The 16065-nt window shown below is 72.9% G+C and carries 17 protein-coding genes; 7 read left to right on the top strand and 10 right to left on the bottom strand.

Going from position 1 to position 16065, the window contains the following annotated elements:
- Positions 1–115 precede the first annotated feature (115 nt).
- The 3 genes from ACE101_RS03155 to ACE101_RS03145 all read left to right on the top strand — a co-directional run bounded on the left by ACE101_RS03155 (position 116) and on the right by ACE101_RS03145 (position 2814).
- Positions 116–796, top strand: a complete 681-nt coding sequence (locus tag ACE101_RS03155) for a hypothetical protein (RefSeq protein WP_379126090.1) — start codon at positions 116–118, stop codon at positions 794–796.
- 39 nt (positions 797–835) lie between these two features.
- Positions 836–1060, top strand: coding sequence for a hypothetical protein (locus ACE101_RS03150; RefSeq protein WP_379126089.1), 225 nt, complete (start codon positions 836–838; stop codon positions 1058–1060).
- A 104-nt stretch (positions 1061–1164) separates the two neighbouring features.
- Positions 1165–2814, top strand: coding sequence for an OFA family MFS transporter (locus tag ACE101_RS03145; protein ID WP_379126088.1), 1650 nt, complete (start codon positions 1165–1167; stop codon positions 2812–2814).
- Between the two features lie 417 nt (positions 2815–3231).
- Here ACE101_RS03145 and ACE101_RS03140 read toward each other — a convergent pair whose 3' ends face one another.
- From ACE101_RS03140 to ACE101_RS03110, 7 genes are all read right to left on the bottom strand, one after another.
- Positions 3232–4218, bottom strand: coding sequence for a TonB family protein (locus tag ACE101_RS03140; RefSeq protein ID WP_379126087.1), 987 nt, complete (start codon positions 4216–4218; stop codon positions 3232–3234).
- Between the two features lie 53 nt (positions 4219–4271).
- On the bottom strand, positions 4272–4742 hold the full coding sequence (gene tolR, locus ACE101_RS03135) for a protein TolR (RefSeq protein ID WP_379126086.1): 471 nt from the start codon (positions 4740–4742) through the stop codon (positions 4272–4274).
- Between the two features lie 26 nt (positions 4743–4768).
- Positions 4769–5263, bottom strand: coding sequence for a MotA/TolQ/ExbB proton channel family protein (locus ACE101_RS03130; RefSeq protein ID WP_441005384.1), 495 nt, complete (start codon positions 5261–5263; stop codon positions 4769–4771).
- Between the two features lie 235 nt (positions 5264–5498).
- Positions 5499–5978 (bottom strand): Tat pathway signal protein, encoded by a 480-nt coding sequence (locus ACE101_RS03125; RefSeq protein WP_379126084.1) that lies wholly within the window; start codon positions 5976–5978, stop codon positions 5499–5501.
- Between the two features lie 248 nt (positions 5979–6226).
- Positions 6227–7306, bottom strand: a complete 1080-nt coding sequence (locus ACE101_RS03120; RefSeq protein WP_379126083.1) for an ROK family protein — start codon at positions 7304–7306, stop codon at positions 6227–6229.
- A gap of 261 nt (positions 7307–7567) precedes the next feature.
- Positions 7568–7993: a photosystem reaction center subunit H gene (locus tag ACE101_RS03115; RefSeq protein ID WP_379138451.1), complete on the bottom strand. Its 426-nt coding sequence runs from the start codon at positions 7991–7993 to the stop codon at positions 7568–7570.
- Between the two features lie 24 nt (positions 7994–8017).
- Positions 8018–8425: a response regulator gene (locus tag ACE101_RS03110; protein WP_379126082.1), complete on the bottom strand. Its 408-nt coding sequence runs from the start codon at positions 8423–8425 to the stop codon at positions 8018–8020.
- Positions 8426–8677: 252 nt separating this feature from the next.
- Between ACE101_RS03110 and ACE101_RS03105 the strand changes: the two genes are divergently transcribed.
- Together ACE101_RS03105 and ACE101_RS03100 are read left to right on the top strand one after the other, a co-directional pair.
- Positions 8678–9691, top strand: coding sequence for a WD40 repeat domain-containing protein (locus ACE101_RS03105; RefSeq protein WP_379126081.1), 1014 nt, complete (start codon positions 8678–8680; stop codon positions 9689–9691).
- Between the two features lie 5 nt (positions 9692–9696).
- Positions 9697–9957, top strand: coding sequence for a hypothetical protein (locus ACE101_RS03100; RefSeq protein ID WP_379126079.1), 261 nt, complete (start codon positions 9697–9699; stop codon positions 9955–9957).
- Between the two features lie 172 nt (positions 9958–10129).
- Here ACE101_RS03100 and ACE101_RS03095 read toward each other — a convergent pair whose 3' ends face one another.
- Positions 10130–10750, bottom strand: a complete 621-nt coding sequence (locus tag ACE101_RS03095; RefSeq protein ID WP_379126077.1) for a YceI family protein — start codon at positions 10748–10750, stop codon at positions 10130–10132.
- 99 nt (positions 10751–10849) lie between these two features.
- Between ACE101_RS03095 and ruvA the strand changes: the two genes are divergently transcribed.
- Entirely contained in the window at positions 10850–11467 is a 618-nt protein-coding gene (ruvA, locus tag ACE101_RS03090) for a Holliday junction branch migration protein RuvA (RefSeq protein WP_379126076.1), read from the top strand.
- A gap of 25 nt (positions 11468–11492) precedes the next feature.
- Here ruvA and ACE101_RS03085 read toward each other — a convergent pair whose 3' ends face one another.
- Both ACE101_RS03085 and ACE101_RS03080 read right to left on the bottom strand, forming a co-directional pair.
- Positions 11493–12368, bottom strand: a complete 876-nt coding sequence (locus ACE101_RS03085) for an SDR family oxidoreductase (RefSeq protein WP_379126075.1) — start codon at positions 12366–12368, stop codon at positions 11493–11495.
- A gap of 48 nt (positions 12369–12416) precedes the next feature.
- Positions 12417–12689 (bottom strand): hypothetical protein, encoded by a 273-nt coding sequence (locus ACE101_RS03080; protein WP_379126073.1) that lies wholly within the window; start codon positions 12687–12689, stop codon positions 12417–12419.
- A 293-nt stretch (positions 12690–12982) separates the two neighbouring features.
- Between ACE101_RS03080 and ACE101_RS03075 the strand changes: the two genes are divergently transcribed.
- Positions 12983–15886, top strand: a complete 2904-nt coding sequence (locus ACE101_RS03075) for an FAD-binding and (Fe-S)-binding domain-containing protein (protein WP_379126072.1) — start codon at positions 12983–12985, stop codon at positions 15884–15886.
- Positions 15887–16065: the final 179 nt, after the last annotated feature.

Below are 16065 nucleotides of genomic sequence, written 5' to 3'. Positions count from 1 at the left end.
CCCTCGTCCCCATGCCTCGCCGACGCGGCCGCGTCCGGGGGATGGGGTATCCCGTCATCCTTCGCAGCATCGCGGCGCGGTGGCCAGAGGCCGCCGGGCGCGCAGGATTAGCCGGGTGCGCGTCGACGCCGATCTCCTCACGGGCGCCGTCGCCGCCGGGCCGCGGCTCCCGCTCCCGCGGGCCGCCGCCGCGTGGTCGCCGCTGCCGGGGCAATGGGTGCTCGACGGGGGCCTGCGCCTGTTCCGGAGCGATGCGGCCCTCGTCGGCCGCTCGGCGGCGGCGCTCAAGCTGGTCATCGCCCTCGCGGTCGCCGCCGACGAGGACGGTTCGGCGATCCTCCTCTGCCCGCAACTCGCCGCCCTCGCGGGCCTGACGCAGTCGCTCATCGTGTCGGCGAAGAAGCTGCTCGCGGCCTACGACCTGGTGCACGCGACCCCCGAGGGCCAGAAGACGCGCCTCACCCTCGCCCGCCTCGCACCCGGCGCGCGCCGGGCCTGGATCCCGCACGATCCCGCCTACCGGCGCAATCCGCAGGCCGAGATCCGCGGCCTGCGCGCCCTGTCCTGCCGGAAGGCCGGCAACCTCGACGCGCTGAAGCTCTACCTCCTGCTCTGCGCCTGGACCGGGGAGCCGGGCGGCGAGATGCGGATCGCGGTCGGGGCGGCGGCGGACCTGCTGAACGTCACGGCCCTGCGCGTCGGGGCCGCCCTGGACCTCCTCGTCGCCCACGACCTTGCGGCCGTCACCCCGCGGCGGGAGGGCGAGATCGGCGCCCGCCCGCTGCCGCTGCCATGAGGATGGAAGGATGAGGATCGGAGGAACGGGAGACCGGCGGTGACTGCGGCCGAACGGCGCCTCCTGCGCCATCTCGCGCAGGCCGGGGACTGGGTCGGGCTGGCGGACCTCAAGCGGCGGCGCCTCCTCGACGACGGGATCGGCCTCCTGATCCCGAACCTGATGGCGCTCGGCTTCGTGGATTACCGGGCCGACCGGCAGGAACTCCGGCTGACGGAGACGGGCCGGGCGGCCGAGCGGGCCGCGCATCAGACCAAAGGATGACAAATCGCAGGGGATGAAGCGGTGCCGGTCGCCCGTATAGGCTTCCGCGATCGGGGCGAAGTCTCGAAGAAGACGCGCAAGCTCCCCGCCGCATCGGAGACGCCATGGACGCCAATGCCGCCGCCTTCCCCAGCCGTGCCCCGGTCCGGGACCGGCTCTCCCGCGAGGCGATCATCGCCCGACCCGGGTTCAACCGCTGGCTGGTGCCGCCCGCGGCGCTCGCCATCCATCTCTGCATCGGCATGTCCTATGGGCTCTCGGTGTTCTGGCTGCCCCTGTCGCGGGCGCTCAGCACCGGGCAGCCGGCGCCGGCCGCCTGCCCGGACATGAGCCTCCTCACCGCCCTGGTGACCACGAGCTGCGACTGGCGCGTGAGCGACCTCGTCGTGGTGTTCTCGATCGGCATCGTGATGCTCGGTCTCTCGGCGGCCCTGTTCGGGGGCTGGCTGGAGCGGGCGGGCCCTCGCAAGGCGGGCATCGCCGCGGCCTTGTGCTGGGGCGGCGGCTTCCTGATCGGGTCGCTCGGCGTCCATCTGCACCAGCTCTGGCTGATCTGGCTCGGCATGGGGGTGATCGGCGGCGTCGGGCTCGGCCTCGGCTACATCTCGCCGGTCTCGACCCTGGTGAAGTGGTTCCCCGACCGGCGCGGCATGGCGACCGGCATGGCGATCATGGGCTTCGGCGGCGGCGCGATGATCGGCTCGCCGCTCGCCGACCTGCTCATCACCCGCTTCAAGGGGCCGGGCGAGGCCGGCGTCTGGCAGACCCTCGCGCTGATGGGGGCGGGCTATCTCCTTGCCATGCTGGCGGGCGCCTTCGGCTACCGGGTGCCGCCGGGCGGCTGGAAGCCCGAGGGCTACACCCCGCCCGCGACGGCGCGCCGGATGATCACGGCGGGCCACGTCCACCTGCGCGACGCGCACCGGACGCCGCAATTCTGGCTGCTCTGGGCGATGCTCTGCCTCAACGTCTCGGCGGGGATCGGGGTGCTGGCCCTCGCTTCGCCGATGCTGCAGGAGATCTTCGGCGGCGCGCTGATCGGCCGGCCCGATCTCGGCTTCGGGCAGCTCGATGCCGGGCAGAAGGCGCAGGTCGCCGCCATCGCGGCGGGCTTCGTCGGCCTCCTGTCGCTGTTCAACATCCTGGGCCGCTTCGCCTGGGCCTCCGCCTCGGACCGGATCGGCCGCAAGGCCACCTACGCGATCTTCTTCGCGCTCGGCGCCGCGCTCTACGCCGCCGCGCCCTACGCCGCGGCGACGGGCTCGACGGCCCTGTTCGTCGGCATCGTCTGCGTGATCCTGTCGATGTATGGCGGCGGCTTCGCGACGATTCCCGCCTATCTGGCGGATGTGTTCGGCACGCAGTTCGTCGGCGCGATCCACGGGCGGCTCCTCACCGCGTGGTCGACGGCGGGCGTGGTCGGCCCCCTGGTGGTCACGGCGATCCGGCAGGCGCAGGTCGATGCCGGGGTGCAGGGGGCGGCGCTCTACGGCCGCACCCTCACCATCCTGGCCGGCTTCCTGGCGGTCGGCCTCGTGGCGAACCTGCTGGTGCGGCCCCTGTCCACGCGCTGGTTCATGGGCGCGGGCGAGGTCGCCGCGGCGGAGGCCACCCTCGCGCCTGCGGGTGTCTCGGGCGGCATCGGGCGGGGCGGCTTGAGCCTGCGGGTCGCCCTGGCGTGGCTCGCGGTCGGCCTGCCGATCGCCTGGGGCGTCTGGATCACGCTCGCGAAGGCGCTGATCCTGGTGCGGTAATCCCGCTCGACCTTGACGGGCCCGTTCCCGCCCCGCTTGGGGGTGGGGACGGGCATGGCTTCAGCGCTGCCGTCCGTGGCGACCGCGACGCCGGACCGCCCGACGAACCATGAAGCCCGGGCCGCTCCTCATGCTGAGGCGGCCGGCGTGAGCCGGCCCCCGAAGCACCCCGGAACGGCGATCCCGGGAACCGGAGGATGGGAGCGCCGCGCGGGCGTGCGTCGCGGGCGCTTCGCGCCACCTCCGCATGAGGAGCGGGTCGATGCCGGCACTGCCGTGCTCATCGGGCCTTGCACGGCTCCCGGGTTGCCGCAACGGATCGCTCGGGAACCGTCCCGACCCAAACCCCACACGGGAGAGCGGATCCCGCGCCTTCCGCCACGGCGTTCGTTCGGGCCGCGGCGGGCGGGTGCCGCCTCACCGGAAGGCGAGCGGCACCGAGAAGCTCTGCTGGGCGACGGTCACGTCCGCGGGGGCGGCCGGGAGCGCGCTGCCGGGCGAGGCCGCGGCGAGCGCGGCGGCGTCGAGGGTGCTGTTCCCGCTGCTGCTGATCAACGAGGCACTCAGCACGCGGCCCGAGCGGGACACCGTGAAGCGGATCGTGACCGTCCCCCCGCCGCCGGGGCTGCGCACCCGCGAGCGGATCGCGCCGGAGATCTGCTGGCCCCAGGCCCGCAGGGAGTTCGGGTTCGAGCTGGCCGCGGCCGACTGGCCCCCGGCATTCACCCGGGAGGAGGCCGAGGAGGCCCGGCGCTGGCGCTCGGGCTCGACGCTGCGCTCGGCCGCCCGCGGCCGCTCGCGGACCGTCTCGCGCACCGGCTTCGGCGGGGGCTTGCGCACCTGCTCGACGGGCTTGGGCTTCGGCCGCTCGACCGGCTTGGGCTTGGGCTTGGGCGCCTCCACCGGGCGCGCGACCACGGCCGGCGGCGGCGGCGCGACGGGCGCCTGCGCATTCGTCGAGGTGAGGACCTGCTCCTCCGGCGGCGGCTCGACGGCCTGGACTTCCGCGGGCTTCGTCTCCGTCACCGTCTCGGGCGGCACGGTCTCGGTCATCTGCGGAGGCGTCTCGAGCGGCACCTCCTGCGGCTTGGTCTCCAGCGTCTCCGGCGGGGTCTCGACGGGCGTCATCTCCGCCGGCGGCTCCACCATCGTCTGCTCGGTGGGCAGATCCGCGGGCGGCGGAGCCGATTCGATGTCCTGCGAATCGTTGGGAACCTCGATCGCCTCCAGGCTCGGGGCGAGATCGATGGTGACCTCGTTCTCGCCGGTGGTCGGCGGGGTGGTGTGCCAGTAGGTCATCGCCCCGATCGCGGCCGCGTGCAGGACGAAGGCCACCAGGAACGCGAGGGCGAGGCCGGAACCCGGCTGCGGATCGGGCTCCTGCGTGGTCGCGTGGGAGATCATGGGGGCCTGCGCTCGGCTCGGAGTCACGCGGAGCGGCGTCTCTCGGAGCGGCATCACTTGGGTGCGGCCGGTGCCGTGCCGGCGGGAGCGCCGTTCGGCGCGTTCGCGATGAGCGAGACCTTGGCGAAGCCCGCCTGCCCCACGAGGCCCATCACCTCCATCACCTTGCCGTAGGGCACGTCCTTGTCGCCGCGCACCAGCACCGTCTGGTTCGGATCCTCGGCGGCGAGGGCCCTGAGGCGCCCGAGCGCGTCCTCGGGGGGCAGCGGCTCCTTGGCCAGGAAGGCCTTGCCCTCCTTGTCCACCGAGACGACCACCGGCTTCTTCGGCTCCGAGGTCTTGGCGGCGGCGGTCTTGGGCAGTTGCACCGGCACGCCGACCGTCATCAGCGGGGCCGCCACCATGAAGATGATGAGCAGCACCAGCATCACGTCGACCATCGGGGTGACGTTGATCTCGGAGAGGGGGGCGGCCTCGAAGCCGTCCTCGTCCGCGGCGCTCGACTGGAGCGGACCCATGCCCATCGGGCGGACTCCTTTTTGCTCGACGCTTACTCTGCGGCGCTGCGGGCGTGGTGGCTGCGGTCGCGCGCCAGCCGGTTGCCGAGGGTGCCGATCGCCGCCACGAAGGCGGACTGCACCTTGCCGACGTCACCCGAGAGCTTGTTGTAGGCAATCACCGCCGGGATCGCGACCACGAGGCCGATGGCGGTGGCGAAGAGCGCCTCCGCGATGCCGGGGGCGACCACCGCGAGGCTGGTGTCCTGGCTCTTCGCGATCGACGAGAACGAGTTCATGATACCCCAGACGGTGCCGAACAGCCCGACGAAGGGCGCGGCCGAGCCGGAGGTGGCGAGCAGCGGCAGCCCGAGCTGCAGGCGCTTGAGATCGAGGGTGAGGGCGGCCCGCATGGCGCGCTCGATGCGCTCGCGCCGCTCGGCCCGGGTCTCGGTCGGATCCTGGTCGCGCCAAGCCTCCTGGGCCGCGGCGACGATCCGGGCCGCGATGCCGCGGCCCGCCTCCAGGCCGCCGCCGGTGGCGACCATCCGGGCGAAGGCCTTCGCCTGACGCCGCGCGACGGCGAGCCGGATCGTCTTCTCGATGATGACCGTCCAGCAGGCGACCGAGGCCAGGATGAGGAGGACCATCACGCCCTTGACGATCGGATCGGCCTGCAGGAACAGGCCGAGGAAGCTCATGTCGTGGGCGGCCGGCGCGGCGGTCGGATCCATCGGGATCTCCTCAATCGGCGGTGTCGGGAGCTGGAGCGTCGGGGCGACGTCAGCGGACGAAGGGAGCGGCGCCCTTGGCGGAGGACGGGGCGATGCGCTCCAGGCAGGTGTCGCGGGTCAGGTCGGCGCCTTCGCACGCGACCACGTCGTTGAGCAGGACGCGGCCGATCCCGGCGCAGGCCCCCGCGGCGATGTCGAACTGGCGCAGCACCGTCTTGCGGGCGGCGAGCGGTCCGAGTTCCACCAGCACCCGCTTCTGGGCCACGCCGTCCGTGTCGAAGGCGAAGAGGTCGAGCTTGAGCGACTTGATCGCGCCGCCCTTGCCGTTGTCGACGAGCATCGTCGCCCGGCAGGCATCCCCCGCCGCGTCGAGCTTGTTGAGCTCGACGCGCAGGGGCGTCTCGGGCGTCTGCGCCAGCGCGGAGGCAAGCATCACGAGCGAGATGGCGAGGCAGAACAGCAGGTCGAGGGCGAGATGCCCGACCCGGGCGCGAAACCACGGCATGCCTTGCGTGAACACGGACTCCATCCCTCCGGCACGGATCGGTGATCCCGGGGCCAAGCGCGATCGGATACGGCCCGCGTCCCCGCAGGGCCGCAGGTCCAGCCGCCGGTCGCTGCCGGCCGGGTTCCGCTCCGCTCTCGTTCTGTGCCGGCCGCCTCGTGCCGTGGGGGCCGGCGGGGATGCACTAGCCGAGATGCCGATGCCGGATCAAGACTGCGGGGAGAAACTCAGAGTAATTCCAGACTGTTATTCGGACCAATGGCCGACGCTTCTCAAGAGCCGGCCCCGTCCCGGTTGCCGAAGCGGGCGTTGCCGAGGCCGGTTCCGATGGTGAGCACGCCCCAGCGGACGATGTCCTGCTGGAAGGGCACCTCGCTCAGGCCCTGCACCACCGCGTCGTTGTGCATCACCACCATGGTCTCGTGGCCGCCGATCGTCGGCAGGGCCTCGCGCAGGGCCCGCGGCAGGTTGAAGCGGCTGCTCTCCCAGTTGCCCGGCAGGTTCTGGCCGCCGCGGCTGATCTGGCCGTCCGGCTCGATCACCCCGGGGCAGCCGACGCCGATGAAGGGGGCGAGCGCGAGATCCGCCTTCTCCGCCCGGGCGACGAGGCTCTCCAGCATGGCGACGATCCGCGCCACGGCGGCGTCGCGGGTCGGGGGCGGCTCCTCGTCGCGGTGGCGCCAGAGTTCGGAGCGCCAGACGGCGGCGCGCGACAGGTCCGCCGCCTTGCGCAGGTTCGTCGCCACGATGCCGACCCGGATGTTGGTGCCGCCGATATCGATGGCGAGCAGGCTGTCGTAGCCGGAGAAGATCCAGGCGGGGGCGAGGTGCACGGCCCCGATCAGGCCGCCCTCGTCGTGGTGGTGGCGGATCGGCACGAGGGAGAGGTCGATCCCGGCCGCCCGCAGCAGCACGCTCGCCCGGCCGATCGCGAGGCGCCCGACATAGGAGTCGCTCAGGCCGCCGCCGACCACGATGCGCTCGGTGTCGCGCCAGCCCTTCTGGCGCAGGAAGCGGCGCACCACGGTGGCGAGTTCCTGGGAAAAATCCTCGACGGCGCCCTGCACCACGCCGGCCGCCTCGGGCGATCCCTCGCGCAGGAGGCGGTCGAGAGTCTTCTTGGCGAGGTCGCGGCTCGGCGTCTCACCGAGGGGATCGTCGCCGAGCTTGCGCAGGCGCTCGCGCCAATCCTCGACGAGGTCGCGGAACGCGCCCTTGGTGACCCGGTCGCCGAGGAAGCCCTCATCGTCCGGCTGGCGCAGCTCGATGTTGTAACTGTCGACCGTGACCGCCGGCAGCGTGCCGGCGGCGTGCGGGATCTCGGAGACGCTCGGGGCTTGGCTCGTCGCCATGCGGGGAACCCTTCGGGCGCGGGATGCGCAGGTTCCGACACAACGGCGACGGCGGGCCAACGGTTCAGCTTTCCGCCGCGCGATTCTGCGCGGCGGGGTCGCCCTCCCATGTCAGCGGCCCAGGATGCTGACGCCTCCTGGACCGATCGCGGGCCCGCGATCGGCGGGGCCGCTGGCTCAGCTCGACGTTCCGACGCCAAATCAGAGACTTGACGAAAATTCGAGGACGGAATCAACGATCCTTGGAAATGGCCGTCGGGATCACTTCTTGGTGGTCGCGGGCGCCTTCGGCGCGCGGCTCTCCTCGATGGCCTCGGCCTTCTCCTCGTCGGTGTCCCCGCCCTGCCCGATCGTCTTGCGCGGGTTGTCGAGGAGTTCCCGCAGGATCGCGCTCAGGCGCGCGCATTCGGGCGCGTACTTGTAGGCGTCGAGCACGATCGCGGCGTCGCGCAGGGTGCGCAGGTCGCGCACGGCCTGCTCGTTCGCCGGCTCCTTGAGGTGCGGCGTGCGGCCGATCTCCTCCTCGAGGCGCAGGGTGAGCGCCGGGCAGCCGGCCGGTGCCTCGGTGTTGGCGGGCGGCTTGGCGGGGGTTCCGGCGGAGGTCGCGGGCGCGGTCGCCGGCCCGGCCGCAAGCGCCGCGCCGGCGGCGAGGAGGCCGGCGCCGAGAAGGATCACGCGGGTCACCATCACGGAAGGCTCCGGAACCTGTCGTCAGGAATGCCCGAGCATCCGGTTGGCCAGGGCCACCACGTCGCTCGGGTAGTAGGGCTTGGGCACGAAGACCGAATCGGACACCGCCTCGCCCTCCGCCAGCGTATGGCGCCCTCCCGACGTGTAGACAACGGGGAGATCGGGGCGGCGATGCCGCGCCGCGCGGGCGAGGGTGACGCCGTCGGTGTTGCGGGCGAGATCGATGTCGGTGAAGAGCATGTCGACCCGCTCGTCCCGCAGGATGCGGCCGGCTTCCTCTGCGTCGGCGGCGGTGAGCACGCGATAGCCCTCGTCCTCGAAGGCGGCGGCGGTCATCTCGCAGATCAGCGCCTCGTCCTCGACCACCAGGACCGTCTCGGGCGGGAGAAGCCCCGGCGGGTGCAGGGCGGCGCAGGCAAGCTGGATCATGACGCAACTCCGATTCCAGACGGCGACGAACGCCTCGACCGTCGCGGAAGGAGAACGGCTCCGCTCCGAGCGGCGTTCGCGACCGATCCATCGAATTGCGCGGGTTTGGTGAGCGAAGGATTAACCCTGCGCGCCCCGCGTTCACTCGTCCCCGGGAATCACTGCGACGCGGCTCCCGGGCCCTCGCCCTTGCAAGCGGCGGACCCATGTGAGAGGCCACGGCATCTCCTCGCTGCGCAGGGTCCTTCACGCATGAGCGCCACCGCCGCCCCATCCCTGACCCAGGCCGTCACCGGGATCACGGCCGGCGCTCACGTGACCGGCATCCACTGGCTCGGCGAGCGGGCGGCGCTGGCGCTCGGCGACGGGGCGGTGCTGCTGGCGCGGCCGGACGGGAGCGCGGAGCGGGTGGCGGCCCATCCCGAGGGCGGCATCCTCGTGACCGCGGGCGACGGGCGGCGCCTCGTCACGGGCGGCGACGACGGGCGCATCGCCGTGACCCGGGCGGACGGCACCACCGAGACCCTGGCCACGGCCCCGGGCGGGGCCTGGATCGACGCGCTGGCGCTGCATCCGGACGGGGCTTTGGCCTATGCGGCGGGCAAGCGGGCGATCGCCCGGGACGCTAAGGGCCGCGAGCGCAGCACCGAGGCGCCCTCCACCGTGCGCGGCCTCGCCTTCGCGCCCAAGGGCTACCGGCTCGCCCTGTCGCACTACAACGGCGCGACGCTCTGGTATCCGAACCTCGACGCCACCCCCGAGGCGCTGAGCTGGAAGGGCTCGCACATCGACGTGACGTGGTCGCCGGACGGGCGCTTCGTGGTGACGAGCATGCAGGAGAACGCCCTGCACGGCTGGCGCCTCCAGCCCGATCGCGGTCACATGCGCATGAGCGGCTACCCGGCCAAGGTGCGCTCGGTGTCGTGGTCGGCGGACGGGAACTGGCTGGCGACGAGCGGCGCCGAGGCGGCGATCGTCTGGCCCTTCGACAGCAAGGAGGGGCCGACCGGCAAGCAGCCGCGCGAATGCGGCGTGCGCCCGGCGCGGGTGTCGCGCGTCGCCTTCCACCCCAAGGCGCCGGTGCTGGCCGCCGCCTACGAGGACGGCTGCATCCTGCTGATCCGGTTCACGGACGGCTCGGAGCTGCTGGTGCGCCCGGCCGTGAAGGGCAGCGCCGTGACGGCCCTGGCCTGGGACCGGTCGGGCGAGCACCTCGCCTTCGGGGCCGCGGACGGGGAGGCCGGTATCCTCACCCTGCCGCGCTGACCGGCATGGGCCTGTTCTCCGGGTTCCGCCGGCCGCGGCCGGATTCCGGCGCGCGGGACCGGGTGGCCGGCTTCGCGCGGGAGGCCGGCGGCTTCGGGCCGGCGGTGGTGCTCACCGTGAGCGAGATCGTCTGCGCCGACCCGGCCTGCCCGGGGACCGAGACGGTGATCCTGATCATGGCGCCGGGGGCCCGTTCGCGCGCCGTGAAGGTCGGCAAGCCCGTCGAGGCCGTGACGCCGGAGGACGTGGCGGCCGCCCTGGCGTGAGCGGATCGGCGTTCCTCCCTCGCGGGAGCGGGCGCGCCCGCTCCCCACACGCCGGAGGGCTCCGTCCGGGAACCGAACAGGCGCGGGCCCCCCCCCTGTCCCTCTCGGGAGCGGGGAGTGGCGCCACGTCTTCTCCGCAGGCAGCCACCATGCCGCGTGCGAGGGAGGTCCCCTACGGCACCGCCTTGAACTCGCCTTCGAGCCGCAAAGTCACCTCGTCGCCGAGCACCGGCAGGAAGGCCGAGATGCCGAATTCCGAGCGCCGGATCACCGCGCGGCCATCGAAGCCCACCGTGTAGGTCTTGTCGACCGGGTGAACGCCCGCCTGATTGAAGGTGACGTCGAGGACGAGGGGCTTCGTCACCCCCTTCAGGGTCAGGTCGCCCGTGACCCGGGCCGTGGTCGGGCCGGTCGGCTCGACGGCCCGGCTCTCGAAGGTGGCGGTCGGGAACTTCTCGGCGTCGAAGAAGTCCGGGGCACGCAGGTGCCGGTTGAGCGCGTCGTTGAGCGTATTCACGCTCGCCACGCCGATCCGGACACCGAGCCGGCTCTGAGCCGGCGCCTTCGGATCGAGGCTGAGATCGGCGGCGACGTCGGTGATCTGCCCGTAATAGGTCGAGTAGCCGAGATGGCTCAGCGACCACGTGATCTTGCCGTGGGCCGAATCGAGGCTGTAGCGCCCCGCCCGGACCTGGGTCGGGTCGGTGGTCGGTGCGGACGCGGCGGTCTCCTGGGCCCGCGCCGGGAGGGCGGCCGCGAGGAGGAGGCAGGCCAGCACGGTCGCACGCTTCATGCGGTCACCTTGTGAGTTGGATCGGGGTCGCCGATATGGCGGCGATCCCATCCCACGAACAGGAGCGCGGCTCAAGGACGGGCCCGCCGCACGGACCTCATGATCGGCAAGCTGAAGGGTGTGGTCGATTCCTACGGCGAGGACTTCGTCATCCTCGACGTGCACGGCGTCGGCTACGTGGTGCATTGCTCGGCCCGCACGCTGCAGCGGCTGCCGCCGGTGGGCGAGGCGACCGACCTCGCCATCGACACGCATGTGCGCGAGGACATGATCCGCCTCTACGGCTTCCGCTCGGACCCGGAGCGCGAGTGGTTCCGCCTGCTCCAGACCGTGCAGGGCGTCGGCACCCGGGTGGCCCTCGGCGTGCTCTCGGTGCTGGAGCCGGGCGATCTCGCCGGCGCCATCGCCACCGGCGACAAGGGCGCCATCGCCCGCGCGCCCGGCGTCGGGCCGCGGCTCGCCGCGCGGCTCGTGGCCGAACTCAAGGACAAGGCTCCGGCCTTCGCGCCGGTCGATCCGGCCCTGATCCGTCTCACCGGGGCGGTCGAGGAGCGCACCGCGCCGCAGCCGGTCGCCGACGCGGTCTCGGCGCTCGTCAATCTCGGCTATCCGCAGGTCCAGGCCGCCGCGGCGGTGGCGGCGGCCCTGCAGAATGCCGGCGAGGGCGCGGAGGCCAAGACGCTGATCCGCCTCGGCCTGCGCGAACTCGCCCGCTGATCCCGCGGATCCGGCCGGTGGCGCGTCAGATCAGCGGCTTGCCGCCCGTGACCGCCACCGTGGCGCCCGAGACGTAGCTCGCCTCCTCGGCCGCCAGCATCACGTAGACCGGCGCCAGCTCGCAGGGCTGGGCGGGCCGCTTCATCGGCGTCTGCATGCCGAACTGCTCGAACTTCTCCGGCGGCATGGTCGAGGGGATCAGCGGCGTCCAGACCGGACCCGGCGCCACGCAGTTCACCCGGATGCCCTTCTCGGCGAGGAGCTGGGACAGGCCGCCGGTGAAGTTCTGGATCGCGCCCTTGGTGGTCGCGTAGGCGAGGAGCTGCGGGCTCGGCGTGTCGGCGTTGATCGAGGTCGTGTTCACGATCGCGCTGCCCGGCCGCATGTGGGGTACCGCCGCCTTCGTCAGGTAGAACATCGCGTGGATGTTGGTCCGGAAGGTGACGTCCCACTCCTCGTCGCTGATCTCCTCGACCGACGGGACGCTCGCCTGATGGGCGGCGTTGTTGACGAGGATGTCCACGCGCCCGAAGGCCGCCACCGCCTTCTCGACGATCGCCCGGCAATGGGCCGGGTCCTTGATGTCGCCGGGCACCAGCACGGCCTTGCGGCCCGCCTCCTCCACGAGCCTCGCGGCCTCGCGGGCATCCTCGTGCTCGTCGTAATAGCTGATCAGCACGTCCGCCCCCTCGCGGGCGAAGGCGAGGGCCACGGCCTTGCCGATGCCGCTGTCGCCCCCGGTGATGATCGCCTTGCGGTCGGCGAGACGGCCCGAGCCGCGATAGTGGCTCTCGCCGTAATCGGGCCGCGGATGCATCTCCGCGTCGTGGCCCGGCATCGGGATCGGCTTCTGGCGGTCGAAGGGCGGCTTGGGAAAGGGCGGCTTGGGAAGATCCGTCATCGGTACGCGGTTCCTGACGAGAGGGGTGGGAATCCGTGCGGCCGGGGCTCAGAAGCGCCCGGTATTCGGCCGGCAGCGGCCGTCCGCGATCTTGAAGTTCGGCGGGTCGCAGGGGAGGAGGTCCGCCTCGCACCATTTCTGGCAGACGCGGGGGCCGAACCCGTCCGCCCGGCCATAGGGCCCGTAGGCGGGCGGGGCGCCGCGCAGGGACCCGGTCACCTCCGGGCCGTCGTCGCTGAAGAAGGGACCGCCCTGCGCGGCGCCGGGACCGGCCGCGAGCAGGAGCGGGGCGAGCACAAGGCCGACGGCGCACGCGCGCATCGCAGCATCTCCTCGGAATTCGGATCATCGCCGGCCCCGCTCGGCGGAGGCGACGCCGGACCAACGGGTGGGCGCGCCGGCTGTTCCTCGCAGGCTCGCCCTGACGCCCCGGTGCTTTTGCGCTAAGCAGGGTCCGCAACAGCTGGTCGCCGGTTTTGCAAAAAAAACCTGCGACATATCAGAAACCTAAGTGGACGAAGCGTTGGCACGCCACCGCCAGTGCTGAGGACGGGCCGACAACGCGCCCCCGCCCGCCCGGGCGGAGACGGCGCGGCGAGACAGGGAGGAGCGCCATGCACGGATCATGGGAGCGCATCGGCGCGGCGGGCGACGGCGCCCTGGAGCGGGCCTTGCGCGAGGCCGTCGCCGGCGAGGTCCTGACCGGCCTCCACGACCGCGGGCGCTACGCCACCGACGCCTCGATCTACCAGATCATGCCCCGCAGCGTGGTGCTGCCGGCGAGCGCCGCCGACATCGCCGGGACCCTCGCCGTCGCGGCCGGGCACGGGCTGCCCGTCATCCTGCGCGGCGGCGGCACCTCGCAGAACGGGCAGCCGATCGGCGAGGGCCTCGTCGTCGATTGCTCCCGCCACCTCGACCGCCTGCTCGCCTACGATCCGGAGGCCGGCACCGTCACGGTGGAGCCCGGCATGGTGCTGGAGCGCCTGAACGCGCGCCTGAGGGCGGATGGCTGGTTCTTCCCGGTCGAGCCCTCGACGGCGAGCCGCTGCACGCTCGGCGGCATGGCGGGCAACAATTCCTGCGGCGCCCGCTCCCTGCGCTACGGCAAGATGGTCGACAACGTGCTCGGCCTCGACGGGCTGCTCGCGGACGGCACGCCGGTCTCGCTGTCGGCCGGACGCGTCTCGGGCGCCGAGGCGATCGCCGCCCGCATGCTGCGCCTCGCGGAAGAGGAGCGCGACGAGATCGAGCGGCGGTTTCCGAAGGTCCAGCGGCGGGTCGGCGGCTACAACCTCGACGCCCTGCTGGCGGCGCAGCCGAACCTCGCCCATCTCCTCGTCGGCTCGGAGGGGACGCTCGCCGCCACCACGGCGCTGACCCTGAAACTGTCGCGCCTGCCCGCCCACCGGGTGATGGGGGTGTGCCACTTCCCGTCCTTCCGCTCCGCCATGGAAACGGTGGCTTCCCTCGTCGCCCTCGACCCCGCGGCGGTGGAACTCGTCGACAACAACGTGCTGGTGCTCGGCGCCGACATCCCGCTCTTCCGCACCACCCTCGCCGACATCACCCGCGGGCGCCCCGACTGCCTGCTCCTCGTGGAGTTCGCGGGCGACGACGCGGGGGCCCTCGCGGCGGAGCTGCGCCGCCTCGACGCCTGCATGGCCGATCACGGTTTCCCCAACGCCGTCGTGACGGTGCCCGAGCCTGCCCGGCAGCGCACGATCTGGGCGATGCGGGAAGCCTGCCTCAATATCATGATGTCGATGCGCGGCGACGCGAAGCCGGTCTCCTTCATCGAGGATTGCGCGGTGCCGCTCGCGCATCTCGCCGACTACACGGACGCGGTGACCGCCTGCTTCGCGCGCCACGGCACGCGGGGCACGTGGTACGCCCACGCCTCGGTGGGCTGCCTGCACGTGCGGCCGATCCTGAACCTGAAGCAGGCGGCGGGCGTCGCCGCCATGCGCGCCATCGCCGAGGAGACGGCGGAGCTGGTCGCCCGCTTCAAGGGCTCCTATTCGGGGGAGCACGGCGACGGCATCTCGCGCTCGGAATTCATCGCGCCGCTCTTCGGCCCGCGGCTCACCCGCGCCTTCGCGACGGTCAAGGACGCCTTCGATCCCGGCAACCGCCTCAACCCGGGCAAGATCGTGCGGCCGCTGCGCATGGACGACCGCCGCCTGATGCGCTTTCCCGAAGGCTACCGGGTGGAGGCGCCCGTGCCCGCCCTCGACTGGTCGGGCTGGGGCGGCTTCGGCGGCGCCGTCGAGATGTGCAACAACAACGGCACCTGCCGGGCGCTCGCGGGCGGCACGATGTGTCCCTCCTACCGGGTCACGCGCGACGAGGAGCACCTGACGCGGGGCCGCGCCAACACCCTGCGCCTCGCCCTCTCGGGCCAGCTCGGGCCGGACGCCCTCACCGCCCCCGAGACCAAGCGGGCCCTCGACCTCTGCGTGTCCTGCAAGGGCTGCCGCCGGGAATGCCCGACCGGCGTCGACATGGCGCGGATGAAGATCGAGGTGCTCCACCATTATCACGCCCGCCACGGGCGCCCGGCCTTCGAGCGGGTGGTGGCGCATCTGCCGGACTATGCGGGGGCCGCCGCGGCCCTCGCGCCGCTCCTCAACCTGCGCGACCGGATCCCCACCCTGGCGCGGCTCTCGGAGCGCCTGCTCGGCCTCGCGGCGGCGCGTCCCCTCCCCCGCTGGCGCCGGCCCTGGCGCGAGAGCGGCGAGATCGCCCATCCGAGCGACCTCGCGGGCGGCTTCCGCGATCTCGTGCTGTTCGGCGACACCTTCAACCGGGCCTTCGAGCGGGAGAACCTGGAGGCGGCCGAGGCGGTGCTGGCGGCGGCGGGCTACCGGCTGCACCGGGTGGTGGCGCCGGGCCGGGGCAACCGCCCGCTCTGCTGCGGGCGCAGCTTCCTCGCCGCGGGCGACGTGACGCGGGCCCGGGCCGAGGCGCGGCGCAGCCGGGACGCGCTCCTGCCCTTCGTGCGGGCCGGGGCGCGGGTGGTGGGGCTCGAACCCTCCTGCCTGCTCACCTTCCGGGACGAGTTCGCGGCCCTGCTGCCGGGCGAGGAGACCGAGGCGCTGGCCGGGGCGAGCCTGCTGTTCGAGGAGCTGCTCGCGACGGATCTCGCGGCGGGGCGGATCGCGCTGCCCCTGGCCGATCAGCGCGGCCGGATCGCCCATCTGCACGGCCATTGCCACCAGAAGGCCTTCGGGGCGATGGGCGCGGTCGAGGCGGTGCTGCGCCACGTGCCGGGCCTCGACCTGCGGGTGGTGGAATCGAGCTGCTGCGGCATGGCCGGCGCCTTCGGCTACCGGGCGGACCGGCAGGCGGTGTCGCGGGCCATGGCCGAATTGTCGCTGTTCCCGGCCCTGCGCCGCGCCGGCCCGGACGACCTCGTGGTGGCGGACGGGACGAGCTGCCGCCACCAGATCCGCGACGGGCTCGGCCGCGAGGCGCTCCACGTGGCGCGGGTTCTGGCCGGGGCGCTCACGGCGTGAGCGGGGCGGCGTCGGACGAAACTCCGGGCCGAGCCGCGGCCCGCTCACCCGCCCCCTTTCCCGGATCTCCTTCCGCTGACGCTTCATACGGTTTCCGGATGATCGCTTCGCGATGCGGAAACCGGCCTCGCTCAGGCGCCGCGCGGGCTCGTGATACGGTTTCCGAAAGTGATCGTCCG

This window comes from Methylobacterium carpenticola (assembly GCF_042748905.1).
Lineage (GTDB): Bacteria > Pseudomonadota > Alphaproteobacteria > Rhizobiales > Beijerinckiaceae > Methylobacterium > Methylobacterium carpenticola.
The sequence above is the reverse complement of the archived record's forward strand: the minus strand, read 5'-3'. Positions and strand labels throughout refer to the sequence as shown.

Bases quoted from the DNA above. Each gene is read 5' to 3' on its own strand.
- ACE101_RS03145 (WP_379126088.1), top strand. From the start codon at position 1,165: ATGGACGCCAATGCCGCCGCCTTCCCCAGCCGTGCCCCGGTCCGGGAC.
- ACE101_RS03140 (WP_379126087.1), bottom strand. From the start codon at position 4,218: ATGATCTCCCACGCGACCACGCAGGAGCCCGATCCGCAGCCGGGTTCC.
- tolR (WP_379126086.1), bottom strand. From the start codon at position 4,742: ATGGGCATGGGTCCGCTCCAGTCGAGCGCCGCGGACGAGGACGGCTTC.
- ACE101_RS03130 (WP_441005384.1), bottom strand. From the start codon at position 5,263: ATGGTCGCCACCGGCGGCGGCCTGGAGGCGGGCCGCGGCATCGCGGCC.
- ACE101_RS03125 (WP_379126084.1), bottom strand. From the start codon at position 5,978: ATGGAGTCCGTGTTCACGCAAGGCATGCCGTGGTTTCGCGCCCGGGTC.
- ACE101_RS03120 (WP_379126083.1), bottom strand. From the start codon at position 7,306: ATGGCGACGAGCCAAGCCCCGAGCGTCTCCGAGATCCCGCACGCCGCC.
- ACE101_RS03115 (WP_379138451.1), bottom strand. From the start codon at position 7,993: ATGGTGACCCGCGTGATCCTTCTCGGCGCCGGCCTCCTCGCCGCCGGC.
- ACE101_RS03110 (WP_379126082.1), bottom strand. From the start codon at position 8,425: ATGATCCAGCTTGCCTGCGCCGCCCTGCACCCGCCGGGGCTTCTCCCG.
- ACE101_RS03105 (WP_379126081.1), top strand. From the start codon at position 8,678: ATGAGCGCCACCGCCGCCCCATCCCTGACCCAGGCCGTCACCGGGATC.
- ACE101_RS03100 (WP_379126079.1), top strand. From the start codon at position 9,697: ATGGGCCTGTTCTCCGGGTTCCGCCGGCCGCGGCCGGATTCCGGCGCG.
- ACE101_RS03095 (WP_379126077.1), bottom strand. From the start codon at position 10,750: ATGAAGCGTGCGACCGTGCTGGCCTGCCTCCTCCTCGCGGCCGCCCTC.
- ruvA (WP_379126076.1), top strand. From the start codon at position 10,850: ATGATCGGCAAGCTGAAGGGTGTGGTCGATTCCTACGGCGAGGACTTC.
- ACE101_RS03085 (WP_379126075.1), bottom strand. From the start codon at position 12,368: ATGACGGATCTTCCCAAGCCGCCCTTTCCCAAGCCGCCCTTCGACCGC.
- ACE101_RS03080 (WP_379126073.1), bottom strand. From the start codon at position 12,689: ATGCGCGCGTGCGCCGTCGGCCTTGTGCTCGCCCCGCTCCTGCTCGCG.
- ACE101_RS03075 (WP_379126072.1), top strand. From the start codon at position 12,983: ATGCACGGATCATGGGAGCGCATCGGCGCGGCGGGCGACGGCGCCCTG.